The sequence below is a fragment of the Kribbella sp. NPDC023855 genome (assembly GCF_040639475.1).
Lineage (GTDB): Bacteria > Actinomycetota > Actinomycetes > Propionibacteriales > Kribbellaceae > Kribbella.
This window is the reverse complement of the sequence record NZ_JBFAAA010000005.1, coordinates 32,840-52,565: the sequence shown is the minus strand read 5'-3', so window position 1 is coordinate 52,565 and position 19,726 is coordinate 32,840. Positions and strand designations below refer to the sequence as shown.

The following is a 19,726-nucleotide window of genomic DNA, read 5'->3' as shown; positions in this document are numbered from 1 at the left end:
CATCATGAAGAGCAGTAATCGGCGCGGTCTCCGGCAACTCGCCGGCGCCATCGCCACCGTCGCCGCAGCGTCGCTCGTGCTCGCCGCCTGTGGCGGCGGTTCGGACACCGCGGGCGGCGACCAGCCGCAGGCCTCCCCGGACGCGGTGAAGGAGGCCCTTGCCAAGGGCGGCACCATCACCTACTGGAGCTGGACCCCTTCGGCCGAAGCCCAGGTGAAGGCGTTCCAGGCCGAGTACCCGAACGTCAAGGTGAACTACGTCAACGCCGGTACCGGCAACGACCACTACACCAAGCTGCAGAACGCCATCAAGGCCGGCTCGGGCGCACCGGACGTCGCGCAGATCGAGTACCAGGCACTGCCGCAGTTCGCCCTGCCGGGTTCGCTGGTCGACCTGCGGCAGTACGGCTTCGACAGCCTGTCGTCGGCCTACACGCCGTCGACCTGGACGGCCGTGCATGCCGGCGAGGGACTCTACGGCCTGCCGCAGGACTCGGGCCCGATGGCGCTGTTCTACAACAAGGAGGTCTTCACCAAGTACGGCCTGACCGTGCCGAAGACCTGGGACGAGTACATCGCCACCGGCAAGAAGCTGCACGCCGCGGACCCGAAGAAGTTCATCACCAACGACGTCGGTGACGCCGGTTTCACCACCAGCATGATCTGGCAGGCGGGCGGCAAGCCGTTCAAGACCGACGGCAAGAACGTCACCATCGACCTGTCCGACGCCGGGACGCAGAAGTGGACCGGGGTATGGAACCAGCTCGTCACGGGCGGACTGGTCTCGAGCATCCCCGGCTGGTCGGACGAGTGGTTCAAGGCCCTGGGTGACGGCACCATCGCGACCCTGCCGATCGGCGCCTGGATGCCCGGCGTCCTGGAGTCGTCGGTCAAGGCCGGCGCCGGCAAGTGGGCGGTCGCCCCGATGCCGACGTACGACGGACAGCCCGCGACCGCGGAGAACGGCGGCAGCACCCAGTCGGTGCTGAAGCAGAGCGCCAACCCGGCACTCGCGGCCGCCTTCGTCAAGTGGCTGAACCACGACGGCGGCGTGAAGCCGTTCCTGGCCAGCGGCGGCTTCCCGTCCACCGTCAGCGACCTCAAGGACCCGGCCTTCGTCGACAAGAAGAGCGCGTACTTCGGTGGTCAGCAGATCAACCAGGTGCTCACCGGCGCGGCCAGCACCGTGGTCAAGGACTGGAGCTACCTGCCGTTCCAGCTGTACGCGAACAGCATCTACGGCGACACCGTCGGCAAGGCCTACCAGGCCAAGACCGATCTGAACCCGGGACTCAAGGCCTGGCAGGACGCATTGGTGGCCTACGGCAACCAGCAGGGCTTCCAGGTCAACGGCTGACCAGCCCGCCGCCCCGGACCGGGGCGGCGGGGTGGTGTCTACAGAGAAAGGGACGCATGTCCGACTTCACGATCGGTGAGTCCGATTTCCTCCTCGACGGTGCCCCGTTCCGGATCCTGTCCGGCGCGCTGCACTACTTCCGGGTCCACCCAGACTCCTGGGCGGATCGGATCGAGAAGGCCCGCCTGATGGGGCTCAACACCATCGAGACCTACGTCCCGTGGAACGCGCACAGCCCTCGGCGTGGCGTTTTCGACACCGCGGGAATGCTCGATCTCGACCGGTTCCTGCGACTGGTGGCCGACGCCGGGATGTACGCGATCGTGCGTCCCGGCCCGTACATCTGCGCGGAGTGGGACAACGGTGGCCTGCCCGCCTGGCTCTTCCGGGAGCCAGGCGTGGGGGTCCGCCGGTACGAGAAGCAGTACCTGGCGGCAGTCTCGGAGTACCTCGACCAGGTACTGCGAATCGTCCGTCCGTTGCAGATCCACGAGGGCGGGCCGGTCGTGCTCGTCCAGGTGGAGAACGAGTACGGCGCGTTCGGTGACGACCAGGTCTATCTGAAGGCCGTCGCCGACATGATCGGCCAGGCCGGGATCACGGTGCCGCTGGTGACCGTGGACCAGCCGGTCGACGAGATGCAGGCCGCCGGCGGGCTCAGCGGCGTACTGCGCACCGCGTCGTTCGGCTCGCGCAGTGCCGAGCGGCTTCAGACGTTGCGGGCGCACCAGCCGACCGGACCCCTGATGTGTATGGAGTTCTGGGACGGCTGGTTCGACCACTGGGGAGGCCCGCACCACACGACCTCGGTCGAAGAGGCGGCCGCGGAGCTCGACACGTTGCTGGCGGCGGGTGCGTCGGTCAACGTGTACATGTTCCACGGTGGCACGAACTTCGGTCTGACCAACGGGGCGAACGACAAGGGCGTGTACCGGCCGACCATCACGTCGTACGACTACGACGCCCCGCTGGACGAGGCGGGCAACCCGACGGCGAAGTACCACGCGTTCCGGGAGGTGATCGCGCGGTACGCACCCGTGCCTTCGGATGAGGTGCGTCCGGCCGAACCCTCGCCGGAGTTCGAGGTCACGCTCGGCGAACCGATCTCCCTGCTGGATCGGGGCCCGTGGGTGGAGCACGAGTCGCTGCCCACGCTGGACGAGCTGGGGACGCGCCTCGCGATCTACCGGACGGCGGTCGACATCGACCGGCCGGCGCTGCTGGAGATCGGCGAGATCCGCGATCGCGCGCAGCTCTACCTGGACGGTCATCCGCTCGGCACGCTCGAACGGGAGAACCACGACCGGGCGATCCTGCTCCCCCGCGCCCGGGGCAAGCTCGATCTGGTCGTGGAGGACCAGGGCGGGGTCAACTACGGTCCCCGCATCGGCGAGACCAAGGGCATCGTCGGTCCGGCGCTGCTCGACTCGGCGCCGATCACCCGGTGGGCCACGTGTGCGATCGACCTCGACGGCATCCCCTCGCTGTGGGAGTCGATCACGGGCGCGGCCGATCCGTCCCCCGGCCCGACGGCCTGGCGGGCGGTCTTCGAGCTCGGTGAGGCCAGTGATCTCTTCCTCAGGACCAATGCCTGGGGCAAGGGAATCGCCTGGGTGAACGGATTCTGTCTGGGCCGGTACTGGCGCCGGGGACCGCAGGAGACGCTGTTCGTTCCCGGACCCGCTGTACGGGCCGGGAGCAACGAACTGGTCGTTCTCGAGCTCGACACGCTGCCCGACCGGGTGGCGCGGTTCGTCAGCGGGGCGTCGCTGGGGCCGCTCGAGCTCTAGTGTCCTGAGTTGGAACAGATGGGTCCGGAGGCGCCTGGCAGGGCACACAGCTCCGGACCCATCTGGCTTCAGACCGCGGTGGTACCGACCTTGCTGGAGAGCAGGTCAGCGACCGCGTGGACGGCGCGCAGGGTCGGCGCTTTGGTGCCGGTCAGGTCGGCCAGCTCGACCACCGCGGCCAGGATGACGTCCAGCTCGAGCGGCTTGTCCTTCTCCAGGTCCTGCAGCATCGACGTCTTGTGCTCGCCGACCCGCTCGGCGCCGTCGATCCGCCTGTCGACCGAGATGTCCGGAGTACAGCCGACCGCCTGTGCGATCTCGAGCGTCTCCTCCATCATCAGCCGGACCATCGCACGAGTGCCCTGGTGCTGGGCGATCTCCACCATCGTGGCGCGGGCCAGCGCGCTGATCGGGTTGAAGGCCGCATTGCCGAGCAGCTTGATCCAGATGTCGTTGCGGACGTCCTCCTCGACCGGGCACTTGAGCCCGCCGGCGATCATCGCCGCGCTGAACTCCAGACAGCGGTCCGACAATCCGCCTGACGGCTCGCCGATCGAGAACCGGGTGCCTTCGAGGTGCCGGACGACTCCCGGGCCGACCAGTTCGGTCGAGCAGTAGACGACGCAGCCGATCGCCCGCTCCAGCGAGAGCACCCGGCTCACCTCACCCCCGGGGTCCACCGACTCGATCCGGCGACCCTCGTACGGGCCGGGCAGGCCGTGGAAGTACCACCAGGGGATGCCGTTCTGGGCGGCTACGACGGCGGTCTTCTCGTGCAGCAACGGCTCGATCAACGGGCCACAGGTCGCGTACGAGTTCGCCTTCAAACCAAGGAAGACGACATCCACCGGGCCGATCTCTTGCGGGTCGTCGGTGGCCGGCGTACGGGCCACCCAGTCACCGCGGGGACTCAGTACTTCGACGCCCCGCTTGCGGATCGCCGCCAGATGGGGGCCTCGGGCAACCAAGTGCACCTCGGTCCCACCCCGGTGCAGGGCCGCGCCGACATAGGCACCGATCGCCCCAGCGCCAAGAATCGCCACTCTCATGCAGCCTCCTCTGTATACCGAATACAGTAGGCCGCGCGCTGAGAAGGGGTCAAGGCATGACGCAGGTCACATTTCCGATCAGTTGATAGACACGGCCGATCAGGTTGTCCGGCACATACCCACCCCGGACGGCGACGGTGTGCTACCGTTTCTCTCGGTTGCAGTTTTGCAGTTCCACGTTCGTTTTTGAGACGCCCGCGGATTTGTGATCCGCAGGGCGTTTTCCTATTTCTGGGCTTTGGTCTGGTGTGGGAGGGCTCGTTCGGCAACCAGGGGACCGGCGACCGCCGGGACCTGTTACCCGCCCCACACAAGGAGCAGATCATGGCTAGCGGAACAGTGAAGTGGTTCAACGGTGAAAAGGGCTTCGGCTTCATTTCTCAGGACGGCGGCGGCGCCGACGTCTTCGTGCACTACTCGGCGATCGCGGCGGACGGCTACCGTTCGCTCGATGAGAACCAGAAGGTCGAGTTCGACCTGACCCAGGGCCCCAAGGGCCCGCAGGCGGAGAACGTCCGCCCGGTCTGAACCACCGCTTGAGCAGGCCCGGCCATCACGGCCGGGCCTGTTCTGCGTTCTGACGCACCCAGAGGCCCTCGCCGTCGTCGAGGTGGGCCGTCTCGGTGAGCCCCGCAGCGGCCGCGACCGCAGCTGATGCGGTGTGCTCGGGATGAACGTGCGCGACGATCCGCCGCACCCCATGAGCATCCAGCCAGGCCACCAGCCCAACCGCCGCCTCCCTGGCACACCCGCGGCCCTGCCACGACGTCCCAAGCACCCAGGCGATCTCCCCCTCATCACCACTCACGGTGGCCTGCACATACCCGACCAACTCGTCGGCCGTCGTACGGGTCGCGAGCATCCGGGCACGGTAGCGTCGAGCGGCTCGGCAGCTCCCTCCACGGCCGGCCCGCTCGACGCCACCTCCCCCTCACGCCCGAAGTCGTGCGTTCGGGTGCAGGTCGAACCGTGGGTTGCGATGGTCCCCCGGCCCGTATGGCGCGACCCGCTCCTCGTAGTGCAGGTGTGGCCCGGCAGCAACGCCAAGGCAATCCCCTGTCTCCACCGTGTCGCCCTGACTCACCTCCGGACCCGCCAAGTGGTCGTAGAAATGCCAGATCGCATTGGACTCGACCACTACCTGCTCGGCGGTCACCCGTACGACGACCCCGGCCATGGTGGCCCTGATCGGCGTACCGGCGGCAGCGCGGTAGTCACGGCCCGAGTGGAAGCCGTGTTCGCCGGTGACGCCGAACTCGCGGGTCACGTCCAGGTGGTGTACCGGTGCTGCCATGACTCGATGGTGCGGACCAACCTTCAGCCAGTCTTAAACCCGGGTCGGCACCGCCGGGTAGGGCGCCGGTTCGACCTCCAGCTCGGCCATCCGCTGGATATAGGTCCGGTAGGCCCGCCTGGCCTCGCCATGGGCGCCACTGGCCTGGAACGCCGTGACCAGTCCGAGGTGAGCGCGTTCGTCGTACTGGTCGCGCTGGAGGATCCGCAGCAGGTAGCCGGCGGCCGCGTCGGGGTCATCCTTGCCACGCTCGGCAAGCACCCGCGCCACCCGGACATAGAGCGCCCTGGCCTCTTCACGCATCCCAGCAGCCCAGTCGGCGTACACGTCCTCCTCCAGAAAGTCCCCGCTGTACGCCGCTTCGGCTGAGCGCAGCCGGGCTAGGTTGTTGCCGTCCAGACCGGCTCTGGCGTCGTGGAGGAAGCCCTCGACGTCGACTGCGGCCTGGTCGCCGTCCAGCCAGATGGTCGCCCGGTCGGCCCCAATGAAGCGGTCGGGCGGGTACCGCTTCTCCGGGTCGAGCACAGAGCGCACAGTCGACAGGGCGACCGACAGTCGCGGGGAGGCGACTGACTCGCTCTGGTCCGGCCAGAGGAGGTCCAGTAGCTGTACTCGCGCCACAGGTCGGCATCGGCGGGCTACCAGGATCTTGAGGAGGTCGCGCGCCTTCTTGGACGGCCACTCCCCCAGCTGGATCGCCTTACCGTCCCGTAGTACGCGGAAGCCGCCCAGACACTCGACGCGAACCGAAGCCGGCCCTGTCTCCTGGCTGGCCGCCAACGCCGCTGCTGCATAGCGAGTCGCCCCGGCGGCCAGGAACTGCTCGTGAGCCCGCAGTGCGAGCTCCCGACCCTCCGAGCCCGGTGTACGTTTCGCGAGCATCAACTCGACCCGTGCCTGACCCAGTGGATCGCCCAGCTCGTGCCGGATGTTCAGTACTTCGTGCAGGACCTCGCCACCGTCAGCAGCCGCGTAGAGCTCGAGCGCATCAGCCAACCCGGCCCTGTCGCGACGTCGACGGCAGAGAGCGGCCGCCTCCTCGGCAGACGCAGCAGCTCCCGCCTTGTTCCCTGCGTGCAACGTCACCCAGCCCAGCGCGACCAGCGCACCTGACAGTCCTGGGACAGGCCCGTAAGCAACAGCCTGCCTAGCCATCTCCGCCAGCTCCGCAGCCCGCTCTGGCTCATCCACGGCCAGGACCCTGGCTAGACCGGCCAGCGACGGTACAAGCGACTGCATGTCTCGGGTCTCGTCTGCCATGGCGATGGCCTCCTCGTAGCAGGCCCTGGCCATCGCCCTGTCCCCTCGCTCGCGGTACACCTCCCCCAGTACTGCGAGTGGCTGCGCGACCCGCTTCGACTCCAGCTTCTGGTAGAGCGCCCGCGACGCCTCCAGCTCCCCGATGGCCTCGTCTAGCCGGCCCAAACGCAGCAGTGCCTCGCCACGGTTGTTCATAGCCAGTGCCCGGAACACTGCGAAGCCGGCCCGATCCGCCAGCTCCAGTGCGATCTCCAGCTCATCCAGGCCGAGCAGGTAGTCGCCTTCGGCAACGTGATGCGACGCGCGGTTCACCCGGATGCGAATCGACTGCAGCAGGTCGCCTGCGCGCTCCGCATGCTCCAGCGCCCGCAAGTAGTGAGACGCGTTGCCACGTGGGTCGCTGTCGACGGCAGCAAGCATCGCCAGCACTGTGTGAACGATTGCGAGTGCCCGGTCGTCGCCGGACACCTTGGCTGAGATCTCCGCGCCCGCGATCAGCTCACGGCACTCGTCGAACTCTCCCCGCAACCAGTGAGCGCCTGCCCACCAGGCCTGCAGCAGCGCCTCGTCAGCCGGGTACTTCCCGTCGATCCGCCCCCGCCGGTACATGGCGACGGCTACGTCGGTCCGCCCACGCAGGTGATGGATCAGGCCGAGCCGCCAGGCGATCCCGACCGGGATCTCCCCCTCCGGCTCGATGATCCGGTCGAAACACTGCTCCGCGCCCTGCCAGTCGCCGAGCACCTGTCGCGCTTCGCCTTCCAGCTGGTCCATCGCGGCGTCCCGAAGGTCAGCGGGCAACGAGGTGACCGCCACAACCACCATCTCGGCCAGGCCGCCGTTGACCATCGCATGGCCCCGCTCCGTCAGCATCCTGGCCACTTGGGCGGAGTCCACCGCCTGGTAGCAGGCCAACGCATCCCGCTGGTCGCCGACCGACTCGAACCACTGGCCGGCCTGCAGAGTCAGCTCGGCCATCCCGAGCTCGTCCACGGACAGGCGGTCGATGGCGAAGTCGCGGACGAGTGGGTTGAGCTCATAGCCGTCCGCATCCCCCGCAGAGACGAGTAGCCCTCTGGTCCGCAGTTGCTGCAGGGTCTCCGGGTTGTCGGTGAGCTCTATCGCCTGACAGAGCTCGGCACTGAAGCTCGGCAAGACAGCCACGGCAGCGACCAACCGGCGTACGGACGGAGGTTCTGCTGCGAAGACCTCCTGGGCCAGGTAGTCGTACAGCGGCCCGTCCGACCGCACGGCCCGCCGCAACCGCCCCTGCCGCTCCGGTGCCGGTACTGTCCGCAGCGCCTCGACAGCCAGCCGCACCGCAGCCGGCCACCCCTGTACTGCGGCCTGCAACGGCTCAGCCAGCTCCTCAGCCCCATCACCCAGTACTGCGTCCAGCACGGCACCGGTCTCCTCCACGGTGAAAGCCAGCGCTGTCGCGTCGATCTCCAGCACCTGACCCCGACCCCGCAGCCGGTCGATCCCGAACGGCATGGCTGTCCGGGAGGCGACTACTAGTCGCAACGAGGGTGGCGCGACTCGCACCAGGCCCTCGATCAGCTTCGTCGCCGGGTCACCCGGGTTGAGCTCATGCAGGTCGTCCAGCACGAGCACGAGATCGCCGCTGAGGTTCTGCTCGAGCGCGTCAGCCAGCAGAGCGGCGTACGCGAGAGCTCTGGTGCCCTGCTCGGCGTCAGCGTCCGGGCCGCGCGGGCCCTGGAGCTCTGCGGCGAGCACGGTCGACAGTGCGGGCACCTGGCGCCGTAGGGCGTCCACCAGTCCGGTGACCATCGCAGCGAGCGAGCGGTCCTCGGCACGGACCGTGTACCACGCACAGTGCCGCTCAGCGGCCCAGGAGTCGAGCAGGGTGGACTTGCCGAACCCGGCATCGGCCACCACCGTCAGCAAGCGCCGACGAACGCCCTCGTCGAGCAGCTTGGTCAGCCGCGGCCGCGCGACAGCCCCCTGCATAGCCCCACCTCCCTCAACCCCTGCCCTAGACAGGACAGCACTCTGGGTAGTGGCACTGCAACCGTGCCAGCCCTGATGTCGCCGGGAGATTTGCCGAGTCGGCAAGGAATCGGGTCCCGAGCCACCCGGGAAGGCATGCTGAGCACATGATCGAGATCGATTGGGCGGACCAGGCGGAACACCTCCGCGAGGCCGCGACCAGTGATGCGGACTGGAACGAGAAGGTAGCGGCCGGGCTGGTCCGGCCGACCGACCGGCTGGCTGTGGACGTCGGCTGCGGCGCCGGGGGGATGGCGAAGGCGCTGGCCGCCGCGCTCCCCGGCGGCACGGTGGTCGCGATCGACGCCGACGCCGGAGTACTGGAAGAAGCGCGGGCCTACACCGGTGGAGCCGTGCGCTGTGAGCTGGCTTCGATGGACGACGGGCCTGAACCGTTGCGTGCGGCAATCGGCGCCCCGGCGGACCTGGTCTGGGCGTCGGCTTCCGTCCACCACGCGGGCGACCAGCAGGCTGCCATCGATGCGCTGGTGTCTCTCCTGGCGCCGGACGGCCGGCTGGCTCTGGCCGAAGGCGGCCTGCCGTCGCGCCACCTGCCGTGGGACCTCGGGATCGGCGAGCCAGGCCTGGAGCTCCGGCTGGACCTGGCCCAGGACCGCTGGTTCGCAGCCATGCGCGCCGCGCTGCCGGGATCTGTGCCGATGCCCTACGGATGGGCTGAAGCTCTCCGCCGGGCGGGGTTGCAGGACGTGACCACTCGAAGTGTCCTGACGGAGAAGCCCGTACCGCTGTCCGACGCCGACCGGGAGCAGGTGGTCAAGACTCTCCGGTACCGGATCGATCAGCTCACACCTGGAGCCGCTGGTCACGGTCATGGGCATGGGCACGGGCATGAGTTGCCCGCGGAACTGGCGTTGCCCGCGGCGGATCTGGAGATCTGGCGACAGCTGCTCGACCCGGACTCCGAGCACTACCTCGGCCGCCGTACGGACCTCGCGGCACTGTCCGTCCGGAGCATCCACATCGGCCGCCGCTCCCGCGCCTGACGCTACCGGGCGCGACCGTACCGGCGCGTCGCCGTAAGGTGGGTCCTCATGAACGACCGGCTGGTGTGGATCGACTGTGAGATGACCGGGCTCGATCTCGACAAGGACGCCCTGATCGAGGTCGCGGTGCTCGTCACCGACTACGAACTCAACGTGCTCGGAGACGGGATCGACCTGGTGATCGCGCCCCCTGCCGAAGCCCTCGAGCAGATGGGCGACTTCGTCCGCGACATGCACACCGGCTCCGGCCTGCTCGACGAACTGCCCCACGGCATCGCCCTGGCCGACGCCGAACAGCAGGTCCTCGAGTTCATCTCCGGCTACGTCAAAGAGCCCCGCAAGGCCGCGCTGGCCGGCAACTCCGTCGGCACCGACCGCACCTTCCTGGTCCGCGACATGCCCAAGGTCGAAGCCCACCTGCACTACCGCAACGTCGACGTCAGCTCCATCAAGGAGCTCGTCCGCCGCTGGTACCCCCGCGTGTACTACGCGACGCCGGCCAAGAACGGCAACCACCGCGCACTGGCCGACATCACCGAGTCGATCGCCGAACTGCGGTACTACCGGCAGACCGTTTTCGTCCCCCAGCCCGGCCCCGACACCGAGACCGCGAAGGCCGCCGCCAGCCTGATCAGCGCCCCGATTTCAGGTAACTGACCATCATCGCTATGATTGCCGAGCCGCGCTGATCGAGGCGGCCGAACATGGTGGGTATAGCTCAGCTGGTAGAGCACCTGGTTGTGGTCCAGGGGGCCGCGGGTTCAAGTCCCGTTACTCACCCTCAGGCGAAGGCGACCTGTGTCCGCGGAGAGCGCGGACCGGGTCGCCTTCGGCATATCTGCGCCTCGCTTCGCTCGGCGCGCGGCGGGGGCTCCGCCACCCGCACCCCCCTGTCTGTGGCTGAGGTGGGTGCCCGCGGTCTGTGGTTGCTGCTGGTTCGCTCGCTTCGCTTCGCTGGGTGCGGGAGGCGGGTGGGGAAGAACAGCAACAGCAACCACCACCAGCAGCACCGCCGTCACCGCCGCCACGGCCACCACCGCCTGAACAACCACCTGGACAACAACTGCTTTCACCCGCCCCCACCGCCTGCAGGACCACCTGCGGTCTTGGGCGGGTGGAAGCTACGCCGAGGGGCTGCTGCGGGAGTTAGTCGGCGAACCTCGGGGGGCACCTGTGGCGGGTCTTGTTGGTTTGGGGGTGTGGGGCTGGAAGGATTCGGTGGGTGAAAGCGTCCGGCAGTGTGTGGGTGGGGTATGGGGTTGCTGTGGTGGTGACCTTTTTGGTGGGGGTGCTTTCGTTTTCGGTTTTTGTGTTGTCGAAGGTGTTTGGGGGGTCGGCTCCTGAGGAGAAGCCGGTGGGGGTGGTTTCGGCTGTGGTGAGTCCGAGTGTTGGGGCCAGTGCTGCGCCTCGGGTGGTGCGGGCTACTGCGGCTGGGGTTATGTCTGTGCAGACGGTTAAGGGGAATCCTCGGCAGTTGGTGCTGGTGGTGGCTACGCCTACTGGGTGTGCTCAGCGGGTGCGGGCGGTTGTGTACGCCGAGGGGGCCGGCGCGGTCGGCGTACGGGTGACTCAGCGGACCTATCGGCGGGGGTGCAAGTTGAAGGCCGAGCCGGTGCTCGTCACGACGAAGGCGCCTGTTGCCAAGCGCACCTTGTTGCTCAACGGGGTGCCGTGGACTCCGGGGGACGATGGTGCGTACGAAGAGGCGTTGCGGGCTTCGACTTCGTGAGGCAGCCGGACGGTAGGTCGAACCACCTGAGGTGGTCGAACTCCTCGTTCACCGTCGCTTCAGTGTCGGTCGTCGCCAACTGGCAGGCCGACAGTAGTTCCCGCGCCTCGGCGAGGTAGCCCTCCAGCGCCGACTCGGGCGCCGTGTCGTGATGACGCGGGTAGCGGAGCTTGCCGTCGGCGTCGTAGCCGAGCTGGGACAGACGCATCGGCGGCTCCACCGGGCCGCGGTAGTGCTTCCACAGACCGCTGGCCGGGTCGAACCGGTAGTCGCCGAGCAGCCGCCAGCCGTGCTGCGCGACCAGGCGCACCGCCTCCACGACGTACGAGAAGACCGCCTCAGAGATGAAGTAGTTGAAGTTCACCCGGACCCAACCGGGCTTGATCCCCTCGCACCCGTGCACGATCTCCTCGGCGAACTCGTGCGACTTCTCCAGATCGATGCCAAGCAACGTGTGCCCGTACGGTCCCGCGCACGAACAGCCGCCACGCGACTGGATCCCGAACAGGTCGTTCAGCACCGCCACCACAAAGTTGTGGTGCAGATACCGTCCCGACGGCGCCTTGATCACGAACGACACGATCGAGAGCCGCTCGGCGTCCAAGTTGCCGAGGATCTGGATGCCCGGCTCGCCGCGCCACGCCTCGACCGCGCGCCGCAGGTACGCGTCCTCGTGCGCCCGGATCACGTCGATTCCGACCGCCTGCTTGAGCTGGAAGACCAGACCGGCCCGGATCGCCCCGATGATCGCCGGCGTCCCGCCCTCCTCGCGATGGACCGGGTCGTCCAGGTAGCGGTGCTCGGTCGGGTTCACGTACGCGACCGTGCCACCACCCGGTACGTCGGGGACGCGGTTGCGCAGCAGCTCACGCCGGGCCACCAGCACGCCCGGCGTACCGGGTCCGCCGATGAACTTGTGCGGGCTGAGGAAGATCGCGTCCTTGTAGGCCAGCGGATCGGCGTCGCGGCCGCCGTACATGTCGATCTCGACGTACGGCGCGGCAGCCGCGCAGTCCCAGAACGACAGCGCGCCGTACCGGTGCAGCAGCGACGAGACCAGCTTGGTGTCGGTGACGATGCCGGTGACGTTGCTGGCCGCCGAGAACGAGCCGATCTTCATCGGCCGGTCCGCGTACTTCGCCAGCTGGCTCTCCAGTTGCGCGATGTCGATGTGCCCGTCGGCGTCCTGGCCGATCACCACCACGTCGGCGATCGACTCGCGCCACGGCAACTCGTTCGAGTGGTGCTCGTAGGGGCCGATGAAGACGACCGGCCGCTGGTCCCGCGGGATCATGTCGGTCAGGTGGTGCTCGTCGTCCAGCTGGGCCGGGATGCGCAGACCGAGGACGCCGATCAGCTTGTCGATCGCGCCGGTCGCGCCGGAGCCGCAGAAGATCACCGCGGTCTCGTCGTCACCGCCGACACTGTCGTGGATGATCGTGCGGGCGTCCTCCCGCAGCCGAGTGGTCTGCAGGCCGGTGCCGCTGGACTCGGTGTGGGTGTTCGCGTACCGCGGCAGCACCTCCTCGCGGATGAAGTCCTCCAGGAAGCTGAGGGCGCGACCGGAGGCGGTGTAGTCGGCGTAGGTGACCCGGCGCGGGCCGTACGGACCCGGCATCACCTGGTCGTCACCGATGACGGAGGCGCGGATCCGGCTCAGCAGCGCGGTATCCGGCGGCATGACGAGCGGCGCGTCCTGCTCGGCGGTCTCCCCCTGGATGGTCATGGCGTCAGGGTACGACCGCCGAGTGATCTTCGTCTCGTGTCAGTTTCGCGGCCTGCGGCTAGGGTCGGTCGCAGTCGAGCTGGAGGAGCAGGGATGACGTTTTCCGCGGAGCTGTGGGAGTCCGGTGGCGCCAAGGTGTACGCCGAGATCGTGCGGCATCCCTTCATCACCGGGCTGACCGACGGAACGTTGCCGCACAGCGCCTTCCGCTACTTCATCGTGCAGGACAGTCACTATCTGCGTTCGTACTCGCGTGCACTCGCACTGGTCGCTGCCAGGGCCGTGGACGAGGATGCGGTCAGCATGTTCGCCCGGCACGCCGCGGACGCCATCGAGGTCGAGCGGGAGCTCCACAGCTCACTACTGGGCTCACTGGGCCTCACCTCGGCCGACGTCGACGCTGTCGGCTCCGGACCGACCACTACGGCGTACATGTCCTACCTGACGGCCGTCTGCGCCACTGGGACGTACGCCGAGGCTGTGGCGACCGTGCTGCCTTGCTACTGGATCTACCGCGACGTGGGGCGCGAGTTGCTCAAGCACTCCTCGCCGGACCCGGTCTACGCCGAGTGGATCGCGGCGTACGGCTCAGAGGAGTTCGATGCGGTCGTAGAGTCGGTACTGGCAGTGACTGACCGGCTCGGCGCCGAGGTCGGGCCGGGTGAACGGAGCCGTTGCCACCAGCACTTCGCCACGACCACCAGGTACGAGTGGATGTTCTGGGACGCCGCGTACCGCGAACTGGATTGGCCGGTCTGATGAAGGACTTCTACGACGTCGTGATCGTCGGCGGAGGCCACAACGGCCTCGTCGCGGCTTCGTACCTCGCCGGTGCCGGGCTCAGCACGCTCGTACTCGAGCAGCAGAGCCACACGGGCGGCGCAGCGGTCAGCCAGCAGGTGTTCCCGGGTGTCGACGCCCGGCTGTCGCGGTACTCGTACCTGGTCAGCCTGCTGCCCGACAAGATCGTGGCCGACCTGGGCCTCTCCCTGGAGCTCAGGTCTCGCTCCGTGGCGTCGTACACGCCCGTACGCCGGGACGGGCGCGACCTGGGCCTGATGGTCGAGCGACCCGAGGGGGCAGCGACCCGAGCGTCCTTTGCGGCCCTGACCGGCAGCGACTCGGAGTACGAGGCCTGGACGTCTTTCTACAACTCTGTCGCCTCCCTGGCGGGTGTAGTCGCGCCAACGCTCCTGGAGCCGCTCACTACGGCAGCAGAGCTCCGCAAGCGGGTGGACCCGGCGCTGTGGGCGGCACTGGTCGAGAGGCCGCTCGGCGAGGTCGTGGAGCACCTGTTCAGGGACGACACCGTACGCGGCGTGGTGGCGACCGACGCGGTCATCGGCACCTTTGCCGGGCTGCATGACGAGTCGCTGATCCAGAACCGCTGCTTCCTCTACCACCTGATCGGCAACGGCACCGGCGAGTGGCGGGTGCCTGTCGGCGGGATGGGCGCTGTCACCGACGCACTGGCCGATTCTGCCCGTCGCGCCGGCGCCTCGCTGGTCGTCGACGCATCGGTGACCTCCGTCGAAGCCGACGGCAAGCGGGCGGCCGTCACCTGGCTCGGCGGTGACGGGGAGCGATCAGTCGACTGCTCCTATGTGCTCGCCAATGTCGCGCCCACGACACTCGCCGCCCTCCGCGGTCTACCGGTCGGCGACAAGCCGGAGGGGTCCCAGCTGAAGATCAACCTGCTGCTCTCCCGGCTCCCCCAACTGCGCTCCGGTGACGACCCGACACGGGCCTTCGCGGGCACCTTCCACATCGACGAGGACTACAGCCAGCTCGAGACGGCGTACAGGTCGGCTGCAGACGGTTCACTGCCTTCGGTGCCGCCCTCCGAGGTCTACTGCCACTCCCTCACCGACCCGTCGATCCTCAGCCCCGAATTGGTTGCCTCCGGCCACCAAACCCTGACCGTCTTCGGCGTCCACTTCCCCACCCGCCTGTTTGCCTCCGACAACGACGCCACCCGCGCCGAGTCGGTACGCCGGGTGCTGGCCGGCCTGGAGTCGTACCTGGCCGAGCCGCTCGAGCCGTGCATCGCCCGGGACGCCGAGGGCAACCTCTGCATCGAGGCCAAGACCCCACTGGACATCGAGGAATCCGTCGGCATGCCAGGCGGCCACATCTTCCACGGCGACCTCCAATGGCCCTGGTCCGACGACGATTCCGGCGCCGGCCGCTGGGGCGTCGAGACCGACGTCGCCAACCTCCTGATCTGCGGCTCCGGCGCCCGCCGCGGCGGCGCCGTCAGCGGAATCGCCGGCCACAACGCGGCCATGGCCGTCCTCGACCTCCACCCCTGACCAACCGATTTCGCATCCACCCAAAACCCCTGCTACGATCCTCTTCGTTCGAAAGCAACAAAAGAACATGCGCCGCTAGCTCAATTGGCAGAGCAGCTGACTCTTAATCAGCGGGTTCGGGGTTCGAGTCCCTGGCGGCGCACCAACACCTAAGCCCCAGCAGGCATCGCAACCTGTTCTGGGGCTTTCGTGTATCCCCAGCGCACTCTTTACGCACTCGTTTGCGGATCTGCGGCCCCTCCATAGGACTCCACCTCGTCCTTGCGCCTCACTGGCCACCGGGTCTGACAACCTTCATCAGATCGTGACTGTGCGTCACATCACAACGCTTGCCGATGTTCTCAGGCCCACGATTCCTTCACTCGCGGAGCCGTTGAGCTACCAACCACTGACCAGGTTGGAGGCTTGATATGCCAAGGCCACCTCTGCCGCTCGGATCCTGGGGTCAGATCTCCACGTGGATCGCTCAGACCGACGGCAACGGCAAACCCACCAAGTACAAATCGCAGGCCAAGTTCCGCGACCACGACGGGCATGTGCGGCTTGTCAGCGCGTTCGGCAAGACCAAGACGACCGCCGAGCGCCCTGCTCAACAAGCTCCAGGACCGCGCCAAGTCTGCGCAGTCCGGGGAGCTCACTGCGCTGCACAAGATCAACCACCTCCTCGACCTCTGGGAAGCCAAGTTCCAGGAACAGGTCGCCTCAGGCCGCCGCTCCCCCACCTCGCTCGACACCTACTGCCGCGCCATCAAGAACCACGTCCGCCCAGCCCTCGGCGAACTCCGCATCGGCGAAGCAACCACCCCACGCATCGACAAGGTCATCGCCAAGATCAAACAAAACGCCGGCGCCCCCACCGCCAGAACCAGCCGCGCCGTCATCTCCGGCATGATGCAACTCGCCGTCCGCTACGGCGCCGTCACCGTCAACCCCGTCCGCGAAGTCGACCGCATCGAACACCCCACCAAGAAACTCCCCCGAGCCCTCCGCACCGACGAAGCCAAACTCCTCCGAGAACACCTCAAAACCGACCAGACAGCCCTCCGAGCCGACCTCCCCGACCTCGTCACCTTCATGCTCGGCACCGGCGTCCGCATCGGCGAATCCCTCGCCGTCCTCTGGCACCAAGTCGACCTCGACGCCGCCACCGTCGACATCACCCACACGATCGTCCGCGTCAAAAGCCAAGGCCTCCTCCGCAAACCCACCAAATCAACAGCAGGCAACCGCCAACTAGGCCTCCCCAACTGGCTACTCGCCACCCTCCGCACCACCCGCCGCCAAGCCGGCCTAACCCGCGACCAAGTCGCCAAAACCCTCAACTGGCCCAAAACCAGAATCGAACTCATCGAAACCGGCCGCATCAAAGTCGCCCGCCCCACAGCCGCAACCCTCCTCGAGACCTACAACCTCACCCCAGAACCCACCCAAACCCTCCTGACCCAAGTAGACGAAGCCGCAGCCCCCGTCCCCACCGACTCCCTCACCCTCCCTCACCTGGATCACCTCCCACGCCTTCCGCAAAACCGTAGCCACCGCCCTAGACGATGCCGGCCAAACAGCCCGCGGCGCCGCCAACCAACTAGGCCACTCCCGCATCTCCATGACCCAAGACCACTACTTCGACCGCAAAGCCCCCAACCCCGCCGCCACCACCGCCATCCAACAAGCCTTCCAAGACCCCAACCTCACGTAGGGAACGCGGCTAGATCGCCGCCAACATGTTTCAGTACTACGCCGAAGACTCCACCCGCTTCACCGGCTTGAGTAGCTTCCCGATCGCAATGGACTGCGCCTCGGTCAGCTTCACCGTCCGGCTGACGATTTCGAGTTCCTGGCCGCGATATCGTCCCACTACTAGCACTTCAGGACGCGCCAGCGAGCCGGTCACCGCGCCCACGATCGCCTCGACCGTGTCCCTGGTCTTCCAGTTTTAGATGGTCGGCTTATATGTGGCGCATTGTCGTGCTGAGGGTGTTGATCAGTCTGTGCGCGACACCCATGTCGAGCCGTGGAGCTGCCGGGGTCGAGGGAAAGCAGACTTCTGAATGGGGCCTCGGGGCTTGCGATTCGCGGCATGAGAGCGCATCCCCGCTCCTCTGCCACAGGGCAGTCGTAGGGGCCATCGTGTCGCACTTGCCAGGTCGCCCGCACGTTGAGCCCTGCCGGCGCGGGGCTCGTCCTGTACGGCGACAGTTGCGCCGGCGCGCGCTCGTCCGCCGGGCCGTCCGAGGTCACATGGAGCGCACGGATACTGCCGACGACCGCCCATCTGGGCGGCCGTCGGGTTGTTGGGGCTGCGGCTCGAACGGGCTCAGGAGTCGTCGCTGAAGGTTCCGCCGAAGATGTCGGAGTTGCCGAAGGTGGCTGGGCAGTCGTTGTTGGGTCCTGGGCGCAGTTCCGTCGAATGCGTGGCCGGCAGTTCGGCTGCCGCGGCCGGGTCCTCCTTCTCGTCTCCCACGATGGGTTCAGTGGTGCCGGCCAGGACGTCCTCGACGAACGCCTGACGGTAGGTGTTGATGGCGGGGCAGACGGCTCCGTTGCGCATGTCGTTCCAGACGGCGGAGCCGTAGTCCCGCGTGGCGACGGCGTAGTTGTAGTCGCCGAGGAACTCTGAGGTCAGGCTGTTGGCGCTGGACGCGCGTCCGTCGCCTACTGCGCCACGCAACACTGTCGTAAACGCGCCGACGGTGTGGGCCGTGCCGGCGATGTCGGCGTGCCGGACCACGCCCAGCACCCGGCGCGCGGAGGTTGTGTCGTTGCGCCACGGGTCGAGCCAGGCGTTGTAGACCAGCCACGCGTCGGTGCCGTCTGGCGAGATCGCCACCGCCGGGAAATTGGCTCGGTCACTGCCCTCGCTGACCACCACTTTGGCCGAGTAGGTGCTGCCGCCGTTGGTCGAGCTCACCAGGAACGCCTTCTCGAGGTTGGTTCCCTGACTGTCGTCGGACCAGGTGAGCAGGATCTGGTCGGTGGCGTCCGCACCGGTCGGCGCACCGTTGGCGATGTCGAACGACGGGAAGGTGTTGGTTCGGGCGCCCGCGATGCCGTCGATGGTGAACCGGCCCTGCGCGGGGTCGAACTGCCCGATTCCGCCGAGTCCTGAGACCACGGCCCGGGGGCGCTCGAAGTTGCGGCCACCGTTGAAGGACCGGGCCTGGAAAAAGACGCCCTGGCGCGTTCGGATGTCGGTGCCGGCCCACACCACGTAGACCACTCCGTCGCTGTCGGTCCGAACGGCGCAGCCCTGCCGTCCGCCGGTCTGGTTGTTGTTGGTCGCCGCGGACAGCTGGCGCGTGGTCCAGGTATCGCCGCCGTCGGTGGACCGAGCGAACAGGATCGGTTCGGATCCGGCGGCGCCGCGGAATCCGACGTTGCAGACATAGGCGTTGCCGAAGTGGGGGCTGCTTTCGGCGTTGTCGGCCCAGATCTGTTCCTTGTCGCTGAAGAGGGCCTGGTTCTGCCTGGTCACGACCACCGGGTCCATCCAGGCGTCGTTGTCGCCGGCGATGGCGCCGGCCAGATCATCGGTGCGGGACACCGCGATGGCCGCATCGCCGGCAAAGCCGGGATTGCCCGGGAAGTTGGTGGCGATGTTCGCGTAGTACAGCCGCTGCCCGTTGGCCCAGGAGAAGTTCCCGGCGGCGTCGGGAACGGGACCGAAGACCAGCTCCGGGTCGCCGTTGGAGACCATGCCGTTGACGTCGTAGTTGGGCAGCGTGCCGATCGGGCCGTTGGGATCGGGCACGCAGCCGGTGTCGCCGGCCGGGGGTTGGCCAGGCGCGACGTCGGGTGCACCGAGGCAGGACGGTGTGACGCGCGCCGAGAAGCCGGTGTACGTCGGTTGCGTCCAGGTGCGGCCGGAGTCGGTCGAGAACTGAACGCCGGACACGCCCACGCCCGGGGTGAACGGACATGTGCGATCGTCGCCGGCGTTACACGCCTCCAGGTCGATGTTGTCGTTGGCTCCCGCCGCGAGGATCGCGGGGTTCACGGGGTTCACGGCCAGACCTGGCTCGTTCTGCTTGTTCTGCGAGAACAGCTGGTCATTGCTGCCGACGGTGACTTCCGTCGACCCGCCGGGTGTGATTGGCGCGGCATGGGCCGGCGTCGGGAGAAGTAGTGCTGCGACTGCCGCGGCGACCGTCGCGGCGACGTTGATCCTGCGCATGACGCTCCTCAGGTAGATGGATCG

General features: G+C 67.7%; 15 protein-coding genes, 2 tRNA genes and 1 pseudogene. 11 read left to right on the top strand and 7 right to left on the bottom strand.

What is annotated here, in order from left to right; translation table 11 throughout:
- Nucleotides 1-4 precede the first annotated feature (4 nt).
- Nucleotides 5-1,357, top strand: coding sequence for a sugar ABC transporter substrate-binding protein (locus AB0F51_RS19275; protein WP_360281640.1), 1,353 nt, complete (start codon nucleotides 5-7; stop codon nucleotides 1,355-1,357).
- 56 nt (nucleotides 1,358-1,413) lie between these two features.
- Nucleotides 1,414-3,147 carry a beta-galactosidase family protein gene (locus tag AB0F51_RS19270; RefSeq protein ID WP_360281638.1) on the top strand — a complete coding sequence of 578 codons (1,734 nt, stop codon included), beginning with the start codon at nucleotides 1,414-1,416 and terminating at the stop codon, nucleotides 3,145-3,147.
- A 68-nt stretch (nucleotides 3,148-3,215) separates the two neighbouring features.
- On the opposite strand, the gene AB0F51_RS19265 is transcribed toward AB0F51_RS19270, so the two are convergent.
- Nucleotides 3,216-4,196 carry a 2-dehydropantoate 2-reductase gene (locus tag AB0F51_RS19265; protein ID WP_360281636.1) on the bottom strand — a complete coding sequence of 327 codons (981 nt, stop codon included), beginning with the start codon at nucleotides 4,194-4,196 and terminating at the stop codon, nucleotides 3,216-3,218.
- A gap of 324 nt (nucleotides 4,197-4,520) precedes the next feature.
- Between AB0F51_RS19265 and AB0F51_RS19260 the strand changes: the two genes are divergently transcribed.
- The gene (locus AB0F51_RS19260; RefSeq protein ID WP_026163488.1) at nucleotides 4,521-4,724 is read left to right on the top strand and encodes a cold-shock protein; all 204 of its coding nucleotides are present in this window, start codon (nucleotides 4,521-4,523) and stop codon (nucleotides 4,722-4,724) included.
- Between the two features lie 25 nt (nucleotides 4,725-4,749).
- Here AB0F51_RS19260 and AB0F51_RS19255 read toward each other — a convergent pair whose 3' ends face one another.
- From AB0F51_RS19255 to AB0F51_RS19245, 3 genes are all read right to left on the bottom strand, one after another.
- Nucleotides 4,750-5,058 (bottom strand): GNAT family N-acetyltransferase, encoded by a 309-nt coding sequence (locus AB0F51_RS19255; RefSeq protein ID WP_360281634.1) that lies wholly within the window; start codon nucleotides 5,056-5,058, stop codon nucleotides 4,750-4,752.
- 69 nt (nucleotides 5,059-5,127) lie between these two features.
- Nucleotides 5,128-5,490 (bottom strand): M23 family metallopeptidase, encoded by a 363-nt coding sequence (locus tag AB0F51_RS19250; RefSeq protein ID WP_360281632.1) that lies wholly within the window; start codon nucleotides 5,488-5,490, stop codon nucleotides 5,128-5,130.
- Between the two features lie 33 nt (nucleotides 5,491-5,523).
- The gene (locus tag AB0F51_RS19245) at nucleotides 5,524-8,721 is read right to left on the bottom strand and encodes a tetratricopeptide repeat protein (protein WP_360281630.1); all 3,198 of its coding nucleotides are present in this window, start codon (nucleotides 8,719-8,721) and stop codon (nucleotides 5,524-5,526) included.
- Between the two features lie 146 nt (nucleotides 8,722-8,867).
- On the opposite strand from AB0F51_RS19245, the gene AB0F51_RS19240 reads away from it, so the two are divergent.
- The 3 genes from AB0F51_RS19240 (at nucleotide 8,868) to AB0F51_RS19230 (ending at nucleotide 10,544) form a co-directional block, all read left to right on the top strand.
- Nucleotides 8,868-9,764 (top strand): class I SAM-dependent methyltransferase, encoded by an 897-nt coding sequence (locus AB0F51_RS19240; protein ID WP_360281628.1) that lies wholly within the window; start codon nucleotides 8,868-8,870, stop codon nucleotides 9,762-9,764.
- A gap of 48 nt (nucleotides 9,765-9,812) precedes the next feature.
- A complete protein-coding gene (gene orn / locus AB0F51_RS19235) occupies nucleotides 9,813-10,421 on the top strand; it encodes an oligoribonuclease (protein ID WP_360281626.1) in 609 nt (202 codons plus the stop codon).
- Between the two features lie 50 nt (nucleotides 10,422-10,471).
- A tRNA-His gene (locus AB0F51_RS19230) sits at nucleotides 10,472-10,544 on the top strand.
- Between the two features lie 878 nt (nucleotides 10,545-11,422).
- Here AB0F51_RS19230 and AB0F51_RS19225 read toward each other — a convergent pair.
- Nucleotides 11,423-13,219, bottom strand: coding sequence for an aminotransferase class V-fold PLP-dependent enzyme (locus AB0F51_RS19225; RefSeq protein WP_360281624.1), 1,797 nt, complete (start codon nucleotides 13,217-13,219; stop codon nucleotides 11,423-11,425).
- Nucleotides 13,220-13,312: 93 nt separating this feature from the next.
- On the opposite strand from AB0F51_RS19225, the gene tenA reads away from it, so the two are divergent.
- From tenA to AB0F51_RS19200, 5 genes and pseudogenes are all read left to right on the top strand, one after another.
- A complete protein-coding gene (gene tenA, locus AB0F51_RS19220; protein ID WP_360281622.1) occupies nucleotides 13,313-13,978 on the top strand; it encodes a thiaminase II in 666 nt (221 codons plus the stop codon).
- Nucleotides 13,978-15,531: an NAD(P)/FAD-dependent oxidoreductase gene (locus AB0F51_RS19215; protein WP_360281620.1), complete on the top strand. Its 1,554-nt coding sequence runs from the start codon at nucleotides 13,978-13,980 to the stop codon at nucleotides 15,529-15,531. Before tenA ends, AB0F51_RS19215 begins: the two co-directional genes overlap by 1 nt.
- A gap of 69 nt (nucleotides 15,532-15,600) precedes the next feature.
- Nucleotides 15,601-15,676: transfer RNA gene (locus AB0F51_RS19210), tRNA-Lys, on the top strand.
- Nucleotides 15,677-16,065: 389 nt separating this feature from the next.
- A pseudogene (locus AB0F51_RS19205) lies at nucleotides 16,066-16,953 on the top strand (helix-turn-helix domain-containing protein); the annotation flags it as partial.
- 79 nt (nucleotides 16,954-17,032) lie between these two features.
- Nucleotides 17,033-17,227: a tyrosine-type recombinase/integrase gene (locus AB0F51_RS19200; protein ID WP_360282540.1), complete on the top strand. Its 195-nt coding sequence runs from the start codon at nucleotides 17,033-17,035 to the stop codon at nucleotides 17,225-17,227.
- Nucleotides 17,228-17,263: 36 nt separating this feature from the next.
- Here AB0F51_RS19200 and AB0F51_RS19195 read toward each other — a convergent pair whose 3' ends face one another.
- A complete protein-coding gene (locus AB0F51_RS19195; protein ID WP_360282562.1) occupies nucleotides 17,264-17,422 on the bottom strand; it encodes a hypothetical protein in 159 nt (52 codons plus the stop codon).
- A gap of 423 nt (nucleotides 17,423-17,845) precedes the next feature.
- On the bottom strand, nucleotides 17,846-19,702 hold the full coding sequence (locus AB0F51_RS19190) for a sialidase family protein (RefSeq protein WP_360281618.1): 1,857 nt from the start codon (nucleotides 19,700-19,702) through the stop codon (nucleotides 17,846-17,848).
- Between the last annotated feature and the right edge of the window lie 24 nt (nucleotides 19,703-19,726).